General features: G+C 55.5%; 28 protein-coding genes, 1 tRNA gene, 1 other RNA gene and 1 pseudogene. 15 read left to right on the forward strand and 16 right to left on the reverse strand.

The features are described 5' to 3' along the window. Positions 1 to 47: 47 nt before the first annotated feature. Positions 48 to 881: a hypothetical protein gene (locus tag ACEN2J_RS11010; protein WP_442105807.1), complete on the reverse strand. Its 834-nt coding sequence runs from the start codon at positions 879 to 881 to the stop codon at positions 48 to 50. 204 nt (positions 882 to 1,085) lie between these two features. Between ACEN2J_RS11010 and thyX the strand changes: the two genes are divergently transcribed. The 7 genes from thyX (at position 1,086) to rnpB (ending at position 6,850) form a co-directional block, all read left to right on the forward strand. Beyond that, a complete protein-coding gene (thyX, locus tag ACEN2J_RS11015) occupies positions 1,086 to 2,009 on the forward strand; it encodes an FAD-dependent thymidylate synthase (protein WP_442105809.1) in 924 nt (307 codons plus the stop codon). After that, complete coding sequence (locus ACEN2J_RS11020) at positions 2,006 to 3,037, forward strand: restriction endonuclease (RefSeq protein ID WP_442105811.1); 1,032 nt, start codon at positions 2,006 to 2,008, stop codon at positions 3,035 to 3,037. The genes thyX and ACEN2J_RS11020 overlap by 4 nt, the downstream gene beginning before the upstream one ends. A 157-nt stretch (positions 3,038 to 3,194) precedes the next feature. Further along, positions 3,195 to 3,482, forward strand: coding sequence for an Asp-tRNA(Asn)/Glu-tRNA(Gln) amidotransferase subunit GatC (gatC, locus tag ACEN2J_RS11025; protein WP_442105813.1), 288 nt, complete (start codon positions 3,195 to 3,197; stop codon positions 3,480 to 3,482). Then, entirely contained in the window at positions 3,479 to 4,960 is a 1,482-nt protein-coding gene (gatA, locus tag ACEN2J_RS11030) for an Asp-tRNA(Asn)/Glu-tRNA(Gln) amidotransferase subunit GatA (protein WP_442105815.1), read from the forward strand. Before gatC ends, gatA begins: the two co-directional genes overlap by 4 nt. 36 nt (positions 4,961 to 4,996) lie before the next feature. Further along, positions 4,997 to 5,737, forward strand: a complete 741-nt coding sequence (locus ACEN2J_RS11035; RefSeq protein ID WP_442105817.1) for a hypothetical protein — start codon at positions 4,997 to 4,999, stop codon at positions 5,735 to 5,737. Between the two features lie 7 nt (positions 5,738 to 5,744). Further along, positions 5,745 to 6,413 carry an N-acetylmuramoyl-L-alanine amidase gene (locus tag ACEN2J_RS11040; protein WP_442105819.1) on the forward strand — a complete coding sequence of 223 codons (669 nt, stop codon included), beginning with the start codon at positions 5,745 to 5,747 and terminating at the stop codon, positions 6,411 to 6,413. Between the two features lie 12 nt (positions 6,414 to 6,425). Beyond that, positions 6,426 to 6,850, forward strand: an RNA gene (gene rnpB / locus ACEN2J_RS11045) — RNase P RNA component class A. Positions 6,851 to 7,305: 455 nt separating this feature from the next. Here rnpB and ACEN2J_RS11050 read toward each other — a convergent pair. The 5 genes from ACEN2J_RS11050 to ACEN2J_RS11070 are packed head-to-tail and all read right to left on the reverse strand — an operon-like array spanning position 7,306 to position 9,195. After that, positions 7,306 to 7,830: a hypothetical protein gene (locus tag ACEN2J_RS11050; protein WP_442105821.1), complete on the reverse strand. Its 525-nt coding sequence runs from the start codon at positions 7,828 to 7,830 to the stop codon at positions 7,306 to 7,308. Next, a complete protein-coding gene (locus tag ACEN2J_RS11055) occupies positions 7,820 to 7,957 on the reverse strand; it encodes a hypothetical protein (RefSeq protein WP_442105823.1) in 138 nt (45 codons plus the stop codon). Before ACEN2J_RS11055 ends, ACEN2J_RS11050 begins: the two co-directional genes overlap by 11 nt. Further along, positions 7,938 to 8,108: a hypothetical protein gene (locus ACEN2J_RS11060; protein WP_442105824.1), complete on the reverse strand. Its 171-nt coding sequence runs from the start codon at positions 8,106 to 8,108 to the stop codon at positions 7,938 to 7,940. The genes ACEN2J_RS11055 and ACEN2J_RS11060 overlap by 20 nt, the downstream gene beginning before the upstream one ends. Before the next feature lie 41 nt (positions 8,109 to 8,149). After that, positions 8,150 to 8,920: an Hsp70 family protein gene (locus ACEN2J_RS11065; RefSeq protein WP_442105966.1), complete on the reverse strand. Its 771-nt coding sequence runs from the start codon at positions 8,918 to 8,920 to the stop codon at positions 8,150 to 8,152. Then, positions 8,854 to 9,195, reverse strand: coding sequence for an Hsp70 family protein (locus ACEN2J_RS11070; RefSeq protein ID WP_442105826.1), 342 nt, complete (start codon positions 9,193 to 9,195; stop codon positions 8,854 to 8,856). Before ACEN2J_RS11070 ends, ACEN2J_RS11065 begins: the two co-directional genes overlap by 67 nt. Before the next feature lie 178 nt (positions 9,196 to 9,373). Here ACEN2J_RS11070 and rpmG point away from each other — a divergent pair, with 178 nt between their 5' ends. After that, on the forward strand, positions 9,374 to 9,541 hold the full coding sequence (rpmG, locus tag ACEN2J_RS11075) for a 50S ribosomal protein L33 (RefSeq protein WP_022705513.1): 168 nt from the start codon (positions 9,374 to 9,376) through the stop codon (positions 9,539 to 9,541). A gap of 344 nt (positions 9,542 to 9,885) precedes the next feature. Here rpmG and ACEN2J_RS11080 read toward each other — a convergent pair whose 3' ends face one another. Continuing rightward, positions 9,886 to 10,665: a Bax inhibitor-1/YccA family protein gene (locus ACEN2J_RS11080; RefSeq protein ID WP_442105829.1), complete on the reverse strand. Its 780-nt coding sequence runs from the start codon at positions 10,663 to 10,665 to the stop codon at positions 9,886 to 9,888. A 161-nt stretch (positions 10,666 to 10,826) separates the two neighbouring features. Beyond that, a complete protein-coding gene (locus ACEN2J_RS11085; RefSeq protein ID WP_442105831.1) occupies positions 10,827 to 11,045 on the reverse strand; it encodes a DUF1127 domain-containing protein in 219 nt (72 codons plus the stop codon). An 83-nt stretch (positions 11,046 to 11,128) separates the two neighbouring features. Between ACEN2J_RS11085 and ACEN2J_RS11090 the strand changes: the two genes are divergently transcribed. Next, positions 11,129 to 12,019 carry a LysR family transcriptional regulator gene (locus ACEN2J_RS11090; RefSeq protein WP_442105833.1) on the forward strand — a complete coding sequence of 297 codons (891 nt, stop codon included), beginning with the start codon at positions 11,129 to 11,131 and terminating at the stop codon, positions 12,017 to 12,019. 29 nt (positions 12,020 to 12,048) lie between these two features. Here the strand turns inward: ACEN2J_RS11090 and ACEN2J_RS11095 are convergent, their stop codons facing one another. The 4 genes from ACEN2J_RS11095 to ACEN2J_RS11110 form a co-directional block, all read right to left on the reverse strand. Beyond that, positions 12,049 to 12,843, reverse strand: a complete 795-nt coding sequence (locus ACEN2J_RS11095; RefSeq protein WP_442105968.1) for a lytic murein transglycosylase — start codon at positions 12,841 to 12,843, stop codon at positions 12,049 to 12,051. A gap of 123 nt (positions 12,844 to 12,966) precedes the next feature. Continuing rightward, the gene (locus tag ACEN2J_RS11100) at positions 12,967 to 13,605 is read right to left on the reverse strand and encodes a LysE family translocator (RefSeq protein WP_442105835.1); all 639 of its coding nucleotides are present in this window, start codon (positions 13,603 to 13,605) and stop codon (positions 12,967 to 12,969) included. Between the two features lie 3 nt (positions 13,606 to 13,608). Beyond that, positions 13,609 to 14,655 carry an isopenicillin N synthase family dioxygenase gene (locus ACEN2J_RS11105; protein ID WP_442105837.1) on the reverse strand — a complete coding sequence of 349 codons (1,047 nt, stop codon included), beginning with the start codon at positions 14,653 to 14,655 and terminating at the stop codon, positions 13,609 to 13,611. Between the two features lie 30 nt (positions 14,656 to 14,685). Continuing rightward, positions 14,686 to 16,053 (reverse strand): ATP-binding protein, encoded by a 1,368-nt coding sequence (locus tag ACEN2J_RS11110; RefSeq protein ID WP_442105838.1) that lies wholly within the window; start codon positions 16,051 to 16,053, stop codon positions 14,686 to 14,688. Between the two features lie 752 nt (positions 16,054 to 16,805). Here ACEN2J_RS11110 and ACEN2J_RS11115 point away from each other — a divergent pair. Then, a complete protein-coding gene (locus ACEN2J_RS11115) occupies positions 16,806 to 17,258 on the forward strand; it encodes an Arm DNA-binding domain-containing protein (RefSeq protein ID WP_442105840.1) in 453 nt (150 codons plus the stop codon). 203 nt (positions 17,259 to 17,461) lie between these two features. On the opposite strand, the pseudogene ACEN2J_RS11120 reads toward ACEN2J_RS11115, so the two are convergent. Continuing rightward, a pseudogene (locus tag ACEN2J_RS11120) lies at positions 17,462 to 17,875 on the reverse strand (phage integrase central domain-containing protein); the annotation flags it as partial. On the opposite strand from ACEN2J_RS11120, the gene ACEN2J_RS11125 reads away from it, so the two are divergent. The 5 genes from ACEN2J_RS11125 (at position 17,793) to ACEN2J_RS11145 (ending at position 20,029) form a co-directional block, all read left to right on the forward strand. Next, a complete protein-coding gene (locus tag ACEN2J_RS11125) occupies positions 17,793 to 18,161 on the forward strand; it encodes a hypothetical protein (protein ID WP_442105974.1) in 369 nt (122 codons plus the stop codon). The pseudogene ACEN2J_RS11120 and the gene ACEN2J_RS11125 sit on opposite strands and share 83 nt — an antisense overlap. Beyond that, on the forward strand, positions 18,161 to 18,388 hold the full coding sequence (locus ACEN2J_RS11130; protein ID WP_442105842.1) for a hypothetical protein: 228 nt from the start codon (positions 18,161 to 18,163) through the stop codon (positions 18,386 to 18,388). The genes ACEN2J_RS11125 and ACEN2J_RS11130 overlap by 1 nt, the downstream gene beginning before the upstream one ends. A 99-nt stretch (positions 18,389 to 18,487) precedes the next feature. Next, positions 18,488 to 18,850: a hypothetical protein gene (locus tag ACEN2J_RS11135; protein ID WP_442105843.1), complete on the forward strand. Its 363-nt coding sequence runs from the start codon at positions 18,488 to 18,490 to the stop codon at positions 18,848 to 18,850. 4 nt (positions 18,851 to 18,854) lie between these two features. Beyond that, positions 18,855 to 19,589 carry a hypothetical protein gene (locus ACEN2J_RS11140; protein ID WP_442105844.1) on the forward strand — a complete coding sequence of 245 codons (735 nt, stop codon included), beginning with the start codon at positions 18,855 to 18,857 and terminating at the stop codon, positions 19,587 to 19,589. Between the two features lie 2 nt (positions 19,590 to 19,591). Continuing rightward, a complete protein-coding gene (locus tag ACEN2J_RS11145) occupies positions 19,592 to 20,029 on the forward strand; it encodes a hypothetical protein (RefSeq protein WP_442105846.1) in 438 nt (145 codons plus the stop codon). A 68-nt stretch (positions 20,030 to 20,097) separates the two neighbouring features. Here the strand turns inward: ACEN2J_RS11145 and ACEN2J_RS11150 are convergent, their stop codons facing one another. The 3 genes from ACEN2J_RS11150 to ACEN2J_RS11160 all read right to left on the reverse strand — a co-directional run bounded on the left by ACEN2J_RS11150 (position 20,098) and on the right by ACEN2J_RS11160 (position 21,213). Next, positions 20,098 to 20,361, reverse strand: a complete 264-nt coding sequence (locus tag ACEN2J_RS11150; RefSeq protein WP_442105847.1) for a hypothetical protein — start codon at positions 20,359 to 20,361, stop codon at positions 20,098 to 20,100. A 115-nt stretch (positions 20,362 to 20,476) separates the two neighbouring features. Then, on the reverse strand, positions 20,477 to 20,935 hold the full coding sequence (locus ACEN2J_RS11155) for a hypothetical protein (protein ID WP_442105849.1): 459 nt from the start codon (positions 20,933 to 20,935) through the stop codon (positions 20,477 to 20,479). A gap of 203 nt (positions 20,936 to 21,138) precedes the next feature. Further along, positions 21,139 to 21,213, reverse strand: a tRNA-Glu gene (locus tag ACEN2J_RS11160). Positions 21,214 to 21,235: the final 22 nt, after the last annotated feature.

Here is a 21,235-nt window from a genome sequence, read left to right on the forward strand (position 1 = left end):
GGGGCAAAAAACGCTTGATCGGGTGGCCTGGTTGGGCGATCTTGAGGTCAAACGGCAAGCCACTTGGGGGATGTCGGATTAGCGGTTTTATCAGGGTCAATATCGCTTGGCCGCTGCGTAACCCCGTTAAACGTGCCATTGGTCGCAATGGCAGACTGGGTTAAAACCAAGTCTTCCAAGCTGGTGCTGGTCCCCAAAATCTCGGCACTGCGATTTTTGACAATGCCGACAGTTTTATTCGTCGCAAAGTTGGCATTCATAAACACATCGCCGGTAACTTGTGCGGGTTGGTAAGGGATCTCGGATTCTGCCGTGTCACGCGCAGGGTCAATGACAAGCGCCTCATCCCGCCCGCCGCCGCCATTCAACAGGCCTGCATATTTGCCCTTATAAGACACTTGCCCAGTGCCCGGGCCGATCACCGTGGCATCAGGTGGTGTATAGCCGCCCGTCCGTGAATAGTATGCCCCGCCGTTCGATTCGTTGAACTGGCCACCATTCCCTGCCACAACCGCCGCCACAGATTCGTCAGCACTAATGGCTGCAAGGGCTACGAAAAACTGGTCCAGCGCGTCTTCTTGCACATAGAACGCGCGGTAGCCGGGGTTGCTTGCCTCAAGCGCAGTATTGCGGGCCCATGTCGCCTCAATAGGCGTGGTATCCAGCGCCGAAATTTTAACAAGCAATGTATCTGCGGCCCCGTCAATGCCTTCGACAACCTGCGCACTGGTCAGATTGCTGGCAAGCGTCGTCGGCACGACGACAGCGGTTGTCGTTGTGCTACCCGTCGACGTCGCCACAGTAACATTGTTCAGCGAGTTGCCACTGCACCCCGCAACGGCCATGACAAGCGCGTAAAGCGCCACAGAGGTGTTTTTCATAATGACTACTCGTTTGCCTGAATTTTTTTATGAAACAATGCCTGCTCGATCCCGTTTTTGTCAATTAGCACACAGGGTTCTGGGCCGAAGTTGATGCAAAAAGGTCGCGCCGCCACTGGGTCTTGCCCCCATGCCCCCCTATCTCGTATGCTGCGGCACAACACCCCATACATCTGGGGCCAACCCCTTTTGCATGAGGCCCCGATGCCCCTTTCTCCAGACCAGATCGCCGAAATCGAAGCCCAGCGGGCCACGCCGAAACCCACCCTGCGCGCGGTAAGCGAGGGGATGGAGGCGCATCTTTACGTTGCCCATGAGGTGCTCGATCACGGATTTATCCGCGTCATCGACTATATGGGCGATGATGCCGCCATCGTGCAGGCCGCCCGCGTCAGCTATGGTGCTGGAACCAAACATGTTTCCAATGACGAAGGCCTGATCCGCTACCTCATGCGCCACTGGCATTCGACCCCGTTCGAGATGTGCGAAATCAAGCTGCACGTCAAATTGCCGGTGTTTGTGGCCCGCCAATGGATCCGCCACCGCACCGCCAATGTGAACGAATATTCCGCGCGCTACTCAATCTTGGACCGTGAGTTTTACATCCCCGCGCCCGAGCAACTGGCCGCACAATCGGTGGTGAACAACCAAGGCCGAGGTGAGGTTTTGACGGGGGACGAGGCCGCGCGCGTGCTGGAAATGCTGAAACGCGATTCGAATACGGCCTATGATCATTATGAGGAAATGCTGTCTCAGGCCCAACCTGACGGAACGCCCCAGCAAGGCCTTGCCCGCGAACTCGCCCGCATGAACCTGCCCGCCAATATCTATACTCAATGGTATTGGAAGGTCGACTTGCACAACCTGTTCCACTTCCTGCGCCTGCGCGCCGACGCCCATGCGCAATACGAAATCCGCGTCTATGCCGACGCGATCTGCAAAGTCGTCGCCGACTGGGTCCCAATCGCGTTTTCGGCCTTTGAGGATTACCGGATGGGTGGGGCGACTTTGTCGGGCAAAGCGATTGATTGCGTGCGCCGGATGCTGAAGGGCGAAGAGGTGACGCAAGAGAATTCTGGCATGAGCAAGGGCGAATGGCGGGAGTTTATGGGGGTGGTTGAGGGGTGAACTCCGCATGTCCTGCAACGATAAGCGCAACCGAATTCGAAAAGCTGGTTGCGCAAATCATCCGACTGCTAGGAGAGGGTGGCGCATCAGTTGAGCACAATGCAAAGGTTGTAGACCAAGATACTGCAAGCTGGAGACAAATTGACATTTTGGTGCAGAGGCAAGGTCAGGAATTGCACTATGAATGTCGACACCATTCAAGTCCTCAGGACGTCAAATGGATTGAGGAGTTAATCGGCCGAAAAATATCACTTCGGGCGGACGGGATGGTGGCTGTATCATCTAGTGGCTTCACAGTGCCTGCAATTGCAAAAGCAAAAATGCACTCGATAGGGTTGCTAGATTTTAGGGCTATCTCCCATGAGGCGCTATCAACTTTTCCTACTGTTTTCTGTGAATGGCTGGAGTTCTCTAATATGAAAGTTCATATAGGATCTCATCTTCCAATCAGTTCCCATCATGCTTTTCGCTGGGTTTCCAAGCTGGGATTGTCTTCCTACGAACACCTTGAACGGCTGGTTCATGGCCTTCGAGGTAGGGTTGCAGGTGGGAATTCACTACCCTTCTGGCAGGCAATGAACGCAATACCCCAAAGGTATTATGAATCCAGCAATAGGCTTGTTTCGCCTGCGAGGCTTCATTTGTCTGGTGTTGTTCATTGCTATGAGAAGACATATTCAATTCAAAACGCGCTTGAAATGAACGACCTAATTGTTTCGAACTGGTTAGCAAATATATATACGTTTGGTGTCGATGGGTGCTATTATATTAAGTCGATTGATGTTGAGCGTTTATTCATTGATCTAATGATATTTAAGCTTCCCAAAGGCTCGGCACTGACAAAAATCGCATTTTTCGACTCTGGAAGAGATAAAGTTGCTCTTTCTGGCAATATTAGTGAGATGCGAAAGCCTCCAAGTATGTTCTCAGTTGAGGTTTCGCATGAAGATAAGCGGGAAACTTTAGTGCATCGGGCCTTTCAGAAAGCAAGCGTGGGATACGCATTCTGCGAGCAGCCGGCTAAATGATATAACTAGATTTGTCGCGGTTCTGTGAATAATACTGTCAATACTCTGGCAATCCCAGCAAGCCATTCTCAACGTCAAATTCCCGCCGCGCCTCACCCCCGCTTGCACCCATCCTCGCGCGGGGTTAAACGGGGGAAACGTTGAAAAAGGGGCCGTCATGTCCATTGATATCGATACCGCGCGCAAGGTCGCGAAACTCGCCCGTATTCGGGTGGAAGAGGCGGATTTGCCCGCCCTCGCAACCGAACTTTCCGGCATTTTGGGCTTTATGGAGCAGCTGAATGAGGTGGACGTCGAGGGCATTGAGCCGATGACCTCGGTCACGCCGCAGCGCCTTAAACGCCGCGCCGACGTGGTCACGGATGGCAACATTCAAGAACAAATTTTAAAGAACGCCCCCGATGCGCGGGAAGGCTTTTTCGCAGTGCCGAAGGTGGTGGAATGACACATCTGAACGAACTTACCATCGGCGCCGCCCGTGATGCCTTGCGCGCAGGGGAAACCACGGCGGTTGATCTGACCATGGCCTGCCTGACCGCAATTGATGCGGGCGACGGTTTGAACGCTTTTGTCCACAAAACGCCGGAAATCGCGCTGGATATGGCCCGCGCCGCCGATGCCCGTATTAAAGCGGGGGATGCGCCTGATATGTGCGGCATTCCGTTGGGTATTAAGGATTTGTTCTGCACTAAAGGTGTAGACAGTCAAGCAGCAAGCAACATTTTGAAAGGGTTTAAGCCGGAATACGAATCAACCGTGACCAGCCAGCTGTTCAACGCGGGCGCTGTGATGCTGGGCAAGCTGAACATGGATGAATTCGCGATGGGCTCGTCGAATGAAACGTCCTGTTATGGCAATGCGATCAACCCGTGGAAGGTTGACGACCGGCAGTTGACGCCGGGTGGCTCGTCTGGCGGGTCGGCTGCGGCAGTGGCGGCTGATTTGTGCTTGGCGGCAACGGGTACAGATACCGGCGGCTCTATCCGCCAGCCTGCGGCCTTTACCGGCATCGTGGGGATTAAACCGACCTATGGCCGTGTTAGCCGTTGGGGCGTGGTGGCCTTTGCCTCGTCACTAGACCAAGCTGGCCCGATGACCAAATCGGTACGCGATGCGGCGATTATGTTGGGCGCGATGTGCGGCCATGACCCCAAAGACAGCACCAGTGCAGACCTTGCCGTGCCAGATTTTGAGGCGGCTTTGACCGGCGATATCCGCGGGAAAAAGATCGGCATCCCGCGTGAGTACCGTATGGATGGCATGCCCGCCGAGATTGCTAAGCTGTGGGATGATGGCACAGCGATGCTGAAAGATGCAGGCGCGGAAATCGTTGATATTTCCTTGCCGCATACGAAATACGCTCTGCCTGCCTATTATGTGATTGCGCCTGCCGAGGCGTCTTCGAACCTCGCGCGCTATGACGGGGTGCGCTATGGCCACCGCGCCAACTTAAAGGCTGGTGATGGCATCACCGAGATGTATGAGAAAACCCGCGCCGAAGGCTTTGGCCATGAGGTGCAGCGCCGTATCATGGTTGGCACTTACGTGCTGTCGGCTGGTTTTTATGATGCCTATTACAACCGCGCGCGGCGTGTGCGGGCACTGATCAAGCGTGACTTTGACAATGTATTTGCGGCGGGCGTTGATGCGATTTTGACACCGGCCACGCCGTCTGCTGCCTTTGGTTTGGGCGAAATGGCGAATGCCGATCCGGTGCAAATGTACCTGAACGATGTTTTCACCGTGACCGTCAACCTTGCGGGCCTGCCTGGTATTTCGGTGCCCGTGGGCCAAGATGCGCAAGGCCTACCTTTGGGGCTGCAACTGATCGGCAAGCCGTGGGATGAGGCGGGTCTGCTGAATCACGCCTATGTGCTTGAACAGGCTGCGGGCTTTGTGGCCAAAGCCGATAAATGGTGGTAAATGCCAACGTTAATCCATTTTCTGTCGGAGTAGCGTATGCGCTCGCTTAAAGTTATTGTCGCTGTTTTGGCCGTCTCGGCCTGTTCTCCTTCGGTCCCGGATAGCGGGGCTGGGGTTGGTTTTGGCAATTATTCCGACTATGTGCGCCAGCGCGATGCGGGGCAAATAGCCCCTTCTGGGCAGCCACTTGGCGCTGCGCCCAATCAGCCGATATTTTCGACGGATGCCGTTGGGGCAGCGCTGGATAACGCGGCAACGGGTACCACTCCGACAACGGGCCGCGTCATCGGCCAAACGGCACCCGCGACTTACAGCAATACCGATGCGAACCGCCCGCGTGGCGACGCCCCTGCTGGCATTAAGCAAGAATCGGGTGAGATGAACCGCGCGGCGAGCATATCGGATGAGCAGGATTTCAAAGCCGTCTCATCGCGCGAAAGCATTGCAAGCAACGCCGAACGTTTGGCCGAGCAGCGCGCCCAGTACGAGGTGATCGAGCCAAAAGCATTGCCACAGCGCACAGATAAAAACGGCGCCAGCATTGTGCAATTTGCGCTTGCGACCACCCATGCGCCTGGCGTGCAAATGTACAGCCGTGGTGGGCTGTTCGCGCGTGACCCATTGAAAACATGTGCAAAATACGCGTCTCCCGATCTTGCCCAAGAGGCGTTTTTGGCAAATGGCGGGCCAGACAAAGACCGTGAAGGGCTTGACCCGGATGGTGACGGTTTTGCCTGTGGATGGGACCCGCGCCCGTTCCGTAACGCACTGAAATAACCAGCCTGTGCCGCTTTCCCCTAATTTTGGTGAGCGGCGCGGTGGGCTGTTGCCCGAATTTATCGTGCTGCATTACACGGCGATGGCCAGTTGTCAGGCTGCGGCTGATCGGCTTTGCGACCCAGCGTTTGAGGTCTCTGCCCATTATTTGATAGATTATGACGGAACGGTGCACCCGTTGGTGGCCGAGGAGGCGCGCGCCTGGCATGCGGGGGCAGGGCAATGGCACGGCTTGGATGACATGAACTCTCGGTCCATCGGGATTGAGTTGGCGAATGATGGGTTGGAACCGTTCCCCGAGCCGCAAATGGCCGCGCTGGAAACCCTGCTGGCGGGCATTATGGCGCGCTGGTCCATCCCGCCGCAGGGCGTGATCGGCCATTCTGATATGGCACCGGGCCGTAAAGCGGACCCCGGTGCGCGGTTTGATTGGCAACGCTTGGCGCGAGGGGGGCTGTCGATTTGGCCCACGCCGGACGCGGCCGAGGCGCCTGATGCGGCCTCATTTTATGATTTGGCGCAGGCGATTGGCTACCCAGATGTTGCCCCCGATGTGCTGTTGCAGGCGTTTCGTTTGCGCTTTCGTCCGATGGCGCAGGGGCCGCTAGACCTGACAGACCTTAAACTTGCACAGGCGCTTGCGAAACGCGTTGACGGCAGCGCGGACCAAGCGTAAGCCCCACCTCGCGCGGATGGCCGGATGACCGCGTGTTTGGCGTAGTCGCACGAGGTAACACTCGGGGGAAACCGTTAGATGCGAGGAAAGTCCGGACTCCATGAGGCAAGGGTGCCGGGTAACGCCCGGCTGGGGTAACCCAAGGGAAAGCGCCACAGAGAAGAGAACGCCCTGCATGTCAGGGCAATGGTGAAACGGTGGGGTAAGAGCCCACCGCAGACGTGGCAACACGGATGGCAAGGCAAGCCCCACCCGGAGCAATGCCGAATAGGGGCCTCACGCGGGCAGGTTGGGCAACCAATACCGCCGCAGGGACGCATCAGCCCAGAGGCCCGGGTTGGCAGCTAGATCCCACTGGTAACAGTGGGGCCAGAGGAATGGTCATCGAAAGGCGGGAACGCCTGGAACAAAATCCGGCTTACAGGCCATCCGCGCAAATTGTTTCTTTGGCTTGAGCTGCAGGGCGGCATCATGGGCGCTGCGCCACGCCGCGCACAGCATTATGAATGCGCCGTTGAACATAATATAGGCGACCCCGAACACCGCAGCCGCGACGGAAAGCACCGCCATCCACAGCAGCACGTTTGCCAGAAATGCGCCAATGGGGCCGTCGGGCAGGGTCATCCCTGTGGCCACAATCAGCCCGATATAGCCAAGCGTTAGGGCGGTCGCATGGGGGCTAGCCCATAACCACGCGCGGCCTATCCGTGTTTTCGGCGGCAGTTTTGGCGGCGTTGGTGGCTTGATGGACACATAGGCGCGGGTGGCGAGTGCATCCAGAAGGTCGTTCTCGTTCAAAAAATCGCGGCGGAATGAGCCGAAATCGGACAGCCAGCCATAGTTTTTGTCCAGGCGTAGCAGGGTAGCTTGGTCAATCTGGGCCGACAGTGTGCTATCCTATTCGCCACGTTTGAAGCGCGTGCGGATGACCATCGGCGATGGCATAGCAGATACGATCGGCGTATTCGGGATCGCGGATCAAAGGGCTGTCCAGCGCCGCGTTAATCCGTTCGCCGCCCGACATTGCTATGGTATCGGTGGCGAGTGCGGCCAGCAATGCCTCGGCGGCGTCACGGCGCGCCTGTGTGACCAGCTTATCGGGGCTGGGGGCACGCCCCACAGATGGTGGAGGGCTGACCTCGGCCTGTGCGTCCTCGGGCTGCTCTGCTGGGGCCTCGGCCTGCGCCGCCTTGGCTGCAGCCTTGCGGGTGCGGTTATAGTCATTTTGCGTATCACGCCCTTCGCGGATTGCGACCGCGTTTTCATAGGCGGCGCGTAGGGCTGAAAAGCCCTTTATGTCATTGCCTTGGTCGATCTGCTTCAGCGCGCGGGCATAGGCGCGGCGGATGTCTTTCACCTCAGGCGGCATTTTTTCGAGCCCCAGCACCGACCACGGGTATTTCGCGTCAGGTGACATGATTGGCCTCAAACGCGTCAATCGCCTCATGCATGGCTTTGCGCATCTTTTCCAACGCTTGCTTGTCTTGGGCATCAATGGCGGCGTCAAAGTCGATCAGCAGTCGGCTAATCCAATCCGCGCCCATCGGCCCGTGCCATGGCATAGGCCGCCTCTAGCCGCGCGCGCAGGTGCAGGTTTGCCGCCTCATCGCGCGGATGCACCTTGAGCTTGGCCATTTTGCCCAAGGCAGATTTGATGTCGCTGTCCGACATCTCGCCCGCCAGCTGATCAATCACCAAATGCGCCTTTTGCCGGTCGAATCGACGGTGATATCGACCTATAGCAAGCCCGATATGTCATAAGTAAAGCGCACGATGGCCGATTCGTGCCGTTCCATGTTGCGGGGCACCTTGACCCGCATCACGCCCAAAAACAGGTTGTTCATCACCAGCGGCGACTCGCCTTGATAGATTGTAAACCGCAGCTCTTGTTGGCCCAAAGCGACCATGGCAAAGTTACGTTCGCGCGACGTGGGGATGATCGCGTTGCGTTCAATCAGCGGCGCAAAATAGCCCTCACGGTAAGTTTGGCCCATGTGATGCGCGGTTTCAACGTCAAGGGTAAAGGCCGAAACATCGGTGATCACCACGTCATCCAGTACCGCATGTTCTGCGACCAGCGCCGCCTGCACAGCCGCCCCCAGCGCCACCACATGGTCAGGGTCCAGCCCCATCATCGGGAATTGGCGCAGCTTGCGGCTGGCAAAGGCGCGCACGGCGGCCATGCGCGTCGCCCCGCCAACCAGCACCACCTTGTCGATTTTTTCGGGCTGCATCTTGGCGTCATTCAGCGCGCGGTCCAGTGGTGCCGACAGCCGCGTCATCATCTGCCCCGTCAGGTCATCAAACCGGAAGCGGGTGATCGTCGTTGCAATCTTATGGCCTTGCAAATCGGCCTCGAGCACCGCTTGCATATCGTTGGACAGCCCGCGTTTTGCGCGTTCGGCCAGTTCCAACAGGCCGGGGCGCAGATCGGCCCTGTTCACATCCGGCCCCGATTGCGTGGCGATATAGCGGGCCAGCGTCTCTGCAAAGTCCTCGCCGCCCAGAAACGCATCGCCCGCAAGGGCGCGCCAAACTCCTCGCGCCCCAGCTTGTAACGCCGTTCCGTGCCCATCACGCGTTTGAACAATGCGGCGGCCATTGCGGGCTGTGCTTGCGATACTTCGCGCGCGGTATCGCCCACGATCAGCGACCCATCTTTGATTGCCACGACCGATGGCGTCAAAACCGCGCCTAACGCGTTGGGAATCGGCTCCGGCTTGCCATCCCGAAACACCACGATAAGCGAGTTTGTCGTCCCTAAGTCGATACCAATATGCACGAATTAGGTTCCTTTAGTCGTCTTTAGCAGGGCTTTAACTGTTATCAGGCTGTTCCTCGAAAAGATCAAACAAAACTGGGAATATCACGTTGACTCGGCGCTGTGATGTGGGCATAAGCGCGGCTCATAAGGATTTCGCGGGGAAAGTCTGTTTCCCTCGCACGCAGGAGAGATGACTATGGCGAAGCCGGCGACAATCAAGATCCGCCTGAACTCGACGGCGGGCACCGGGCACTTTTATGTGACCAAAAAGAACGCCCGTACCATGACCGAAAAGATGGTTGTACGCAAGTATGACCCGGTTAAGCGTGAGCACGTTGAGTATAAGGAAGGCAAGATCAAGTAAGATCTGCCGAACCGTATCGAAGACGAGGCCGTGCCAATTGGTGCGGCTTTTGTCATTTTTGGGTGCCTGAGTTGGGTGGCCCGCAGCACTCGTTTCGTGATTACAGCCGCTCTGACTGCTGGCTGAGGCATGCACCGCAAAGCCCCTGCAGTTCGGCGCTCTATGTGGCGGATACGGTGCACCAGCCGCCTTAAAAATCAACGGCTTTGGCACAGCGTGCCCGCGCATAAACACCACTTGTATCCGCGCAACACCCAGCTGGTCAGCCGGTTTTTGCAAACCGACCTGCCCAAATGAAAAGGGCCGCCCGAAGGCGACCCTTTAATGTCTTGCCTGTTAACCGTTCACTCACGGTTACCAAGGAATGACAGCAAGAACATGAACATGTTGATAAAGTCGAGGTACAGACGCAGCGCGCCCATAATCGCCGATTTACCCAACCACTCGCTATCGCCATGCTGGGCGTGCTCGATATATTCGTTCTTGATTGACTGGGTGTCATAGGCGGTCAGACCTGCGAAAATCAGAACGCCGATGGTCGAGATGGCGAATGCCAGCGCCGACGAGGCAAGGAAGATGTTCACAACCATCGCCACCAACAGGCCAATCAGGCCCATCATCAAGAACGTACCCATGCCGGACAGGTTCTTTTTGGTGGTGTAGCCATAGAGCGACAATCCGGCAAAGGCGATCGAGGTGATCAGGAAGGTCTGCGCAATCGAAGTCCCTGTATAGACAAGGAAAATCGACGACAGCGATACGCCCATCAACGCGGCATAAGCGTAGAAGAACAGCTGTGCAGCAGCCGTCGACAGACGGTTAATCACCGCGCCGAAGGCAAAAACCATAACCAGCGGCGCAAACATCACCACCCATTTCAGCGGCGAGGTATAGAGCGCTTGGCCAAGGCTGGTCAGCATGGTGCCATTGCCCATCTGCACTGTCGCCAGTGATGGATCGGTGGTGGTGGCAAGGCCCGAAATCGCCCAAGCCGCAGCGCCCGTTAGCAACATGCCAACCGACATAAGCCCGTAAACTTTGTTCATGTGGGCGCGAAGCCCGGCATCGATTTGCGCAGAACGGGTACCTGCGCCGACCGAATTGATGGTTTGATACTCAGCCATAACAGCCTCCATAAGAATTCAGGACTGGCCCTGCACAAAAAATGCAAATCCAACTACCATTGAATATTGGGGGTGGGGGCGGCAATATCAAGCCTTTCTGGCTGTAAAATACCAATTTCAGTCATAAGTTTTTTTCTTGTAAAGGCAATGTCTTGGACGTTTTAGCGTATCCAGTGCCTTGGGGCGTCCCAAATCTTGCGCTGGCTTTCGGCTTGGGCCTGGGGGCCTGTTAACCCGAGATCGCGCAATGCGTCAGGGCCGAGTTGGCCTAGCACGCGCCGTTGGCGTTGCAGGGCTAGTCTGTCTTGCAAAACTTTCCAGAACCCGCTGCGGTGTGGGCAGGCGGCGTGACGGGTGCTGTCAGTTGAAATATGTTCCATAATACATTCCTAACCTTTATCTTTCGGGGCTGGTTCATTCCAGTTATTGATATATGCCGCAACATATTGCATCATGGAAATGAATGATTGTTGCCCTTAGCCGCACGGATATTGATATGTCGCGAAATCTTGAAATGTCTGCCCTACGTGCCGTGTTGGCTGTGGCCGATACCGGCGGCGTGACCCGCGCGGCGGGGCTGCTCAACCTCACGCAATCGGCTGTTTCGATGCAGATCCGTCGGCTGGAAGAGGCGCTTGGCGTGCAGCTGTTCATCCGCGCCGCACGTAAAATGGAGCCTTCGGCGGAGGGCGAAAAGTTAATTTCTTATGCCCGCCGCATTATGGTGCTGAATGATGAGCTGCTGATGCGGCTGGCGCCCGAAAGCTTTGATGCCGAGCTGCGGCTGGGCGTGCCTTACGATATCGTCGCACCACAAATCCCCAATATTCTGCGCGATCTGTCAATTGGCTACCCGAAGATGCGAATCAATCTGGTCTCATCTTACAGCCGAACCTTGAAAGAGGGCTTCAGGGCTGGTGACTTTGATATGATTTTGACGACCGAGTTTCCGCCTCCTGAAGGGGTCGAGGTGCTGGCCAAACGCCGGCTTGTCTGGATCGGCTCGCCCGATCAACGCGCGGCCAACAATCGTCCGCTGCGGTTGGCGTTTAAGGAAACCTGCTTTTTTCGCCCTGTGGCGCATGCTGCCTTGGATGCGGCTGGAATCACATGGGAAAATGCCTTTGATGGCGACAGCGAAACGGTTGTCGAGGCGACCGTCGCGGCGGGCCTTGGCGTGTCGGCCCGCATCGAAGGCCAAGTGGCGCAAGGCTGTGTTGAGATCGGGTTTGACGCGGGGCTGCCCGATTTGGGCCATTCCTACATTTGCCTCTATGACAGCGGCCAAGCCAAGGGCGATCTGGCCGACGCGTTGCGCGCTGCACTGCGGGCCAATTACGGTGGGGCGGAATAAGGGGGGCGGTTCAGCCCCCCGAAACCGGCCTATTTGTCGATCCGCGCGCCCATGATCGCAATAGCTTCTTGATACACGCTCGCCGCGTTCCATTCCTTTATAACGGCATAGTTCGGCTGACCTTTTTGATAGCCTTGCCCCGGGCGCCAGCCCTTTTGCCGCAGATAATTGGCGGTTGACGCCAGCGCATCCACACGGTTGTTCAAATCCACCCGCCCGTTACCATCACCATCCACGCCGTATTTCAGCGCATTGCCCGGCAAAAACTGCGTATGCCCCCATTCGCCATGCTTTGCCCCAACAGATTGTGACGTAATCGACCCGCGGTCCACCAAAACAAGCGCGGCCATCATATGCGGACGAAAGAAATCTGATCGGCGGCAATCATAGGTCAGCGTTGAAATCGCCGACACGATATTCGTGTCGCCCATATAGCCGCCAAACGCCGTTTCCATGCCGTGAATTGCAATCAATACCCCCGCGGGCACGCCGTATTGCTGTTCAAGTGCTGAATATAGATTGGCATTTTTCGCCTTTTGGCTGCGGCCCTGTTTGACAATCGTATCGGCGCCGCGCACCTGCATGAACTTATCTATCGTGTATTTAAAGCTTTTCTGATTACGGTCTGCCGAAATCGTCTCACGCGAATAGCTAGAGCCCTTTAGCGCCGCAATGCCTTTGGCACCAACCCCTTGCGCTGCGGCCTCGCCGGCAATCTCTGCTTTCCAAGCCTCATACCCCCCGCCCGAATTTGAGCATGACGCGGCCATCGCAGCGTTGCCCCCGCCGGATAAGACAAGCGCAAGCACTACAGGTTTCCACATCGACATATTCACACTCCTAAATCAGCTGTGTCGAAGTCTACGGCTAACCCACAGCCTTTCAAGGGGTTGCTGTAAAAACATATTGCCGCATCCGATGCGGACATAACGATCAAAACGCGCGCCTTAAATCAGGTGTAAATGCAGGTTGAAGGCAATACCGATCAAAACCAGCCCGCCAAACCAAGCCATACACAGGCGGGCCGCCCGGTTACAGTTGATCGCTTTCGTAATTGTGCCGCCCATATAGGCGACCACTATGTCAGAGGGAATCGCCGTTAGCGGAACCAATGCGCCCAGAACAAGCAGTTGCAATTGCACACTACCGTCCCCGGCTTGGACAAAGGGCGGTAAAAACAGGGCAAAGAACAACACGGTTTTGGGGTTCAGCAGCTCGACCAATATCCCTTGCCAAACGATTGCGGAAAATGATTTCGGCACCACCCTATGCGGCGCAAGCGTCAGGTTGGCGCTGGCTTGCGCGCCGCGGATCATTCCCACGCCCAACCAAATCAGATAGGCCGAGCCGACATAGCGCAACGCCACAACCATCCAGTCAAACTGGGCGAACACCGCCGCCAAGCCAAGCGCGGTTGCGACGGCAAGGATCACCCCGCCCAAGCCCAGCCCAATCGCCGAGGCCAAGCCCGCCGCACGGCTTTGCCCTACACTGCGCGAGAGAACATACAGCATAGACGGCCCCGGCGTTGCACTTAATGCGAGGCCGGCAAACATAACGGTCAGAATCGTACTGATCTCAGGCATGATCTAATTCGTACTCCGGTTTAATCGGTGCTCAAACGGGTTGTGGCTTGGTCTGGCTGCAGTGCGCTTTGGATCCCGTAAATAAGGGAAGTCGCGGATCAGCATCTGCTCCAAATGTGCCCCTGCAAAAAATGGATCATATTTCGGTTTTTGACCGGCAGGGACCAGCTGCGCAAAGGGTTTGATTAGGGTGTCATGGTTGGCTGCGACAAAATAGGGCATCGAAAACCGCTCGGGCGCAAGGTTCAATACGCGGTGCGGGGTTGATCGCAGCACACCATTGCTCCACGCCTCTAGCATGTCGCCGATGTTAACCACAAAAACCGCAGGGTCCACCGGCACATCAATCCATTTATCCTCGCGTGTCATCACCTGCAAACCTTGGTTGCGCGTGTGCAGCAGGGTCAGGCATTCATAATCGGTATGCGCGCCCATATTCACCGATTTATGGTTGGCCAGCGCGTTTTGACGTACATAATGCAGCAGGCGCAGTTGCGAAATCGGCTTGGTCATCTGGCCGGTCATGGCACCGCGCGGCAGTCCCAAATGTAGCTCGAGCGTGGTGCAAAGCATGCGCCCCAGCGCGGAAATATGGGCGTAATATTGGGCCACGGTCTCTTGAAATCCGGGCAGGTCGGGCCAGACATTCGGCCCCAAAACGCGGTTTCCAGACAGGTAGTCGGGATCGTCGTGGGGCAAATCCAAGCCCATATCAAAGGCCTCATAGCTGCGGTTTGCCTCATCGGGATAGTCGCCCTTTTCCGTAAAGGGCACATATCCGCGATGGTTAGAACTGTTGCCGATATAGTACTTTTGCTTGGTCTCATGCGGCTGTGCGAAAAACTGTGCGGCGGCCTGATAGGTTGCCTCCACCATCGCCAGCGGGATGCCATGGTCGCAAATTCGGAAAAAGCCGAAATGACGTGCGGCGCGGCCAATCTCATCAGCCAAACCCCCCATCTTTTCGGGGTTGCCCGACCACAGATCGCGGACAGATATCAGCGGCAAACGGTCCAGGCTGTCCGTTTCACGATGGCATAAAAGGGTCATCCCAACCTCCAACTTGGCACCAAAATGACGCTAGCGTTTCATGGTTAACAAATCATTTCGAGTGCTGGCAATGGCGGGGAAATAGAGATGAAATGTAGCACCATGCCCGACCGCAGACTCAACGGCCACGCCGCCCCCCGTTTGCTGCATGAACCCCATAACCATCGATAATCCCAACCCTTTTCCAGACCCTTCGGGCTTGGTTGTGAAGAAGGGGTCAAAAATCTGCGGCAAGATATGTTTGGCAATGCCGGAACCAAAGTCTTTAACGCTTACGCGGACATAGGGCCCTGGGGTCAGTTTGCAGCCACGCTTCTCAGCATCGGCCCAACTGTGCTGCACATTCTGCGTTGAAACTATGGGCTTTTCGCCTTTGGGTGCTGCATCACGCGCGTTGGATATAAGGTTTTGGATGGCCTCTTGGGCCAGTTTAGGGTCGGTCTTTACACTCCACAGATCCGGGTCCAAATCAACGTCTAGCCAGCCGTTCAAGACCTGTTTGCTGTGGTCGCAGGCGTCCGTCACCAACAGGTTAAAATCGACGACTTGCGGCTCTAGCCGCGTGCGCTGTGCAAAGGCCAGCATGTCGCGGATCAGCTTGGCCCCCTGATTGGCGGCAGATCTTGCCTCGGCATAGCATTCCTTGGCATCTGGGCTGATGATTTCCGCTTCAATAAACTCTAGGTTTCCAGAGATAACTGTTAGCAAGTTGTTGAAGTCATGTGCAAAACGTCCGGTCAGGCGGCCGACGGATTCCAGTTTTCGGGCGGCAAACAGCTCGGCCTCAAGTGCCTTTCGGCTGACTGTTTCGGCATGCAAACTGGCATGCGCCTGCACCAAGGTATGGTATTGCACGGTCGAGCGTGCGACCTCGGCCAAAAGCTCAAGCTTGGCGCTGGTCATCGCGGCAATTGTGGTCAGCACTTCAAGCTCGGCCTCGCCAAAGGCGCCGGGCATGGGGTGTTCGCTGTCAATCACCCCGACCACGTTACCGCGGATGATCAGGGGCACACAAATCTCGGATCGTGCAGGCTGCGTATCGGGAATATAGTTCTGATTCTTTAACAGATCATCAACAATGACCGGTTGTTTGGTCTGAGCGACGTGCCCCGTAATTCCCTCGCCAAACGGTATTTTTAGCGGGTTCACAATGCTACGCCCATAAGGGTTTTTCTCACCCAGGGCGGCCACTTGCGTCAGTATCGTCTGGCTGTCATCGGCCTGATAAATCACGCAATCGACAAAGTTCAAATGCCCCACAACTTTTTTTGCCACATACCAAAATAGGTCGTCGATGTTTGGGATCGCGATCAAATCAATGGCAAACGCATTCAGCGTGCGCAGCGCAGCGGCTTCATGGATGTGGGTCTCGGTGTCGCGTTTATCTGCCGATTGCATTGAATCGTCTTCCTTTTTCGCGCTGGGGTTCTTAGATTCTAACCAAAACTCCCGCCTCGCGATAGCCTAAAGTGATTGCGCAACCAGAAGGAAATGTGGCCTGTAGGAGGAAAACCGTTTTCACGTCGGCTCATGTTTGGGGCCAGATTCTGCGGTTCCTGAAACGCATGCCACGCGTAATTGACGCCATTGTTAGCCAAGATGCCCCTAGGCTCGCTGGGTACTCCCCCCTAAAATTAGGGACGTTCAAAGGTTGAAACGTCTCGGCAAGGTATCTGCGGTGATTTGCGATGTGGACCGGACGATTTGGCGACGCGCAGATCATGGCGATCTTGAAACAGGCGGAGGCATGGGCGCGTCGCTCATCACAGAGTTGCAGGCGATGGCTGAACAATACCGCAGGCTCAAGAGTTGGAGCTGCCAGTAGGCTGTTAGTTTGTTGTTTGAGACTGCGATGGGGAGGGATAAGACGTTGCGAGCATCACTTCTCCCAAAGAGGGTTTCTGCAATTGCGATGGTAGGAAAAGCGGCGCGTTGTTTTTAAAACATATCAGAATATTGTTCTAATTTATCTGTTTGGAAGTTTACAGTGGCAGTCCGTAGGGCTTCCATTGGTATGTTTACCTGCGTCCAGATATGTCTAAAAAGTTCATTGTTTCCAATAGCCTGTTGGATTGTTGCGTCCTTCGCTGTCTTGATATGCCCGCCTGTATCTGGCAAATTTCTGTAGTAGGAAATCAGTAGGATAACACATGGGACGGGGTTCCGAACTTTTGACGATGATGAAGACCAAGGGCGAAGCGGTCTTCTATTTGGACGGCAAAACCCTGACCGAACCGGGGCACTATCGCGACGGCAAGGGGCTGTATCTGCAAGTATCGGTTTGGGGAACGAAGTCGTGGGTCTTCCGCTACACTGCCCAAGGTAAGGCGCGGGGCATGGGCCTTGGTTCTGTCGAAGACGTGTCGTTGAAAGACGCCCGCTATGAAGTTGAACGGCTTCGCGTAGTTGTTCGGGAAGGCCGTGACCCAGTAGAAGAACGTCGCGCGTTAAACGCCGTGCCCGACGTGCCGAAGGTCGTAACGCGGTGTTCGCCGTTCTTTTTGACCTTCATACGCGCTGCGGGGATTGTGAAAACCTTCGACCGAAAGTCGATTTCGCCCCATGTTGCCCCCCGAACTTCACCGCTACGGCTGGCGCAATAAGTGACAAATTCTAACGCCCGTGCTGCCATGCCTTCCCGCTTGCCAAGGGCTGCAAACCATGTGGGCAAATCGTCCTGTTGGATTGCGGGTTGGTTTTGCGCTTCGGCCTTTTTTTGGTTTTTAATCCATATTTGCAGCGCCGCGACCGATGCCGGATTGTCGGTTTGGCGGCAACCTTCATCTATCGCCCAAGCAAAAATGCTTTCACAGCGTTGCCTTACCCTTCGGGCGGTGTCTGTTTTGGTGGCCCATATCGGCTTCAAAACTTCCTTCACGTCGTCAATGGTGATGGTACCCACATTCTTCGCCCCCAACTTCGGGACAATGTGAAGGTCAAGGCTTGCCCGCCATTGCTTGCGGTGCTTTTCACTCGAAAGGCCGTTGATGTAGTTGGTCTTCATGTATTCGTCCAAAGCGTCGGCGAACGTTGCCCTGTCTGACGCCGCCGTTGTATTGTTGAAGTCGCTTCCGAATTTCGAAGCCGACCACACGAACCCCAAGGCGCTGATTTTTCCGGCCCCAAGAGGCGGTGAAATGTCCGACGCCACAATGTCGGCTGTTATGAAACGGATGCATGAAGCCAAGGTCAAGACAGACGCAAAGGGTTGGATAGACATTCGCCTGTCGATACCAGAAAACCCCGACGAAGAACCGCAGCCGCGCCCCGCTGTTCCGCATGGATTGCGTTCCACCTTCAAGGATTGGGCGGCAAAACGCGGGTTCGACAATATTCAAAGTGAATTGGCCTTGGCGCATAATGTGGGCAACGAAGTCGAACGCCGCTACCGCCGCGACGATCTTGTTGAAGAACGCCGGGCCATGATGAATGCATATGCCGCTTTCTGTCGGGGTGAAGAAAGCGAAACGTCGAAGGTCGTTCCGCTGCGGGCAGGGGTTGCGTGATGGATTGGCAAAAATTCCAACATTTCAAAGCCGAACTTGCGAAAGAAATATGCTGCGAACTTACCGAAGTTGAAGCGGTGTTCGGCCCGTTGACTGCATACACGCTATGGGGCGAAGAACAGGCACAGTCGGGTCAGACAGGGCAGGCCGCGATTGAGGCAAACGCTTACCCGTCGCGAAGCAGCCCGACAGTATCGCCGCGCGTTGGAAGGCGAAATCAAAATTGAGGATATGAGCCGCCTTGTAAACGCTTTGGCTATCATATCCCGCATGATCGAAAGCGGCGAATTTGAAGGGCGCTTGGAGAAGCTAGAGGGGTTGAGCGAATGACCCGTAGCATTGCGGCCCGTGTCGCACGTTTGGAAGCCCGGCACAAAGCCGCAGTCAACAAACCAAAGGGCGTTATCGGCGGATTGCCCGAAACATACGTCGAAGAAATTGAAGGCGTTCTTTACCTGCGACGGCCCGAAACGCCGACCGGGCAACCCTTCGCGCAATATGCCCGTAATCAGCAAGCCGAACTTCGAAATGAGTTGCTTCGACTGTTTGGCGATATGTCCGACGACCCGCAGGCCGCATTCACCCGCGATAGTGTGGGCAACAGCCCTGCGCCTCTAAAACCCGGTCGCAAGCAACCGAACTTCATTCATCTTGCCGACGGCACCGAAATTAAAATTAAAAGGAACTAAGCCAATGAACCGCTATTTGAACAACAACCCCGATCATGTGAAGTTTCTGGATATGGCCCGTCTTGATGTTGGGTTTCGTGTCAATTTTTTTGCGATGAACGTCGAAGACATTGACGCCGTGCTGGGAACCGCCGCGACCCGTGCAAAGTATGCGGTGCAAGAAGCAATCTCACGCCTTGAACGTTTGGCAACCGATACTTCGAAAACCAACGACGCTAAAAACGAAGCGGCAAAAACGCTCTTCAAGAATGTGACAAAGGAAGTAGCGCAATCAATCAAAACAATTCGCAGCTATGGCGACCGCGAAGCCGAAGCCGCAAAGAACCGCGCTTTTGCGGTGCTGGAACCCGACGCTTCCAAAAGTGCCGTATATTCAGAGGTTCGCCAATATTGCCGCGAACAAGCCGCTAAGGGCGACCCCGATTGGCCTATGCGTTTGGGTGAACTTTGCCGCAGCGACCTTGACACCGCCCGCGCTATTAACGCCGCGCCGGGCTTTCTTTCGGGCGTCGGCGATGATCGTCGCATGCACCTTGTGACAAACGCGCTGGAAGCATTTGCACCCGACGACATTGCCCATATGACCCATGCGCTTGAAGTTGGAAAACAAGCCGAAAGAATGGAAATCGGCTTAAACAAACTAGGGCATGCAATGTTCAATTCGGCCCTTGCCGACCGGGCGTCTTATAGCCGGGTAGATGTGGATGCGCCCCTTGTTGCGCCCGAGGCGGGGGAATAAAGATGCCCACATTAGCCGAAACCCAACTTGCCGAATTGTCCGCATGGCTTGTCGCGTCGTCGCAGGACGAAAAGTCACCTATGGGCGATACCATTATTCACGACGCTTACGGGCAGCTTGTGACGGTCGCCCTAGACGACCCTGCGCCCGACCTGTCTGCGGCTCTTGCTTTGGGCTGTTTGCCTTTGCTGATGGCCCATGACGTGCCCGCAGCGACCTTCACAGCGATTGAGGGGCAGGCCAAGTTAGATGAACGTGCCGCGCATATCGTTTGGGTCGCAGGGGCCGCGATACACGACCCGCTGCGGGGCTTCCCCGCCTGTCATGTGGTTCGGGTCGCCGAAGGGCAGACCTTGCGCCAAGCGGCTGTAGCAAGAGGCATTGACCCCGACGCCGACCGCTTACTTGTGGGCATCCCTGCCGAAGCGTTCGTCCAATAGATTTCCGTTGAAGATCGGATTGACTAGCCCCGGTTGCTGCGAAGCGCCGGGGCTTTGTTTATCGTAAATCAAAAGTGCTTGTTTAGCCAATCGTTCGTCCCTTTGATTGCTTTCGTAAACTGTGGACGTTTCGAAAACTCGATAACCATTAGCTTGTCGTCGTCGTCAACATGTTGGGCCAAGTGATCCTTAATTTCTGTCGCGGTGTTATTCGCCGAAAGTAACCATTGCGAAAGCTGAACTTTCACTGTGTCTAGATCATCAAGGGCACTAATTAGTGCATCGTAATCCTTATCTTTAATCAAATCGTATGTAACGGTGAATAAAGCCATTTTTTTGGTCCTTTAGTTAAATAGAATCAATCATATTAATATTAGCACAAAGCGGGAACATGTCGAGAGTTTGTCGAAACACTATGATGCAGTGCATCGAAGTGGTGAAACATTTTTACTCTTCCGTCGGCGGATCATTTCGGAGTTTCGCCACAACTTCCGTCATAACCGCCGTCAAGCCCGAAGCTATACGCCAAACCTGAAAAAGTTCTTCGTGAAGTTCTTCCAAGTCGGCAATCATCACGTCGCGGCCTTCATCGGTCTGTATCTTGAAGTTGTGCCGTTCATAGAAGCCGTGGTTTAGTCGGTTCCGCGCCTTCAAGGCCGAAGCAAAACGTTCCGCTAAATGTTCATCGAAAGCAACTTTGCCTTTAAGAATCCCAAGCAACCGCCCAAGCGTATGCGCTTCGATCTGGTCAAGTGCTTTTCGAGCGTTCACGGGATCGGGCGTCACATACCAACCGTTTTCTATTGCGCTAACCGAAAGCAACAATGTTCCAAGTTCCGTTTCGAAAAGCTGTGCCGCTTCGGCGGTTATGCCGAATTTTGTATAGAGTTCGTCGCGTGTTGCCATGTAAAACACCATCCCTTTGCCGCAGCTTGCCGCGCAACCGAGGGGCAGGGCAAGCAAAGGGTTCACGAATGTGTGATTAATCTCAGCCTGTCGCGGCGTTCAAAGGCCCCGTTTCAGAGGGCATTTTGTTGTGGGTAGGTTGTGGGTAGATATATTCAGAGCTGAAGATTATCTAACGTAATCAATGCTTTAAGGAGGTACAGTGGCAGTCCGTAGGGGAGTTGAACCCCTCTTCCCAGGTTGAAAACCTGGTGTCCTAACCGATAGACGAACGGACCGCGCTTTCTGTGAGGCGGTTTT

Origin of the sequence: Pseudorhodobacter sp. W20_MBD10_FR17, from assembly GCF_052119765.1 — a bacterium.
GTDB lineage: Bacteria > Pseudomonadota > Alphaproteobacteria > Rhodobacterales > Rhodobacteraceae > Pseudorhodobacter.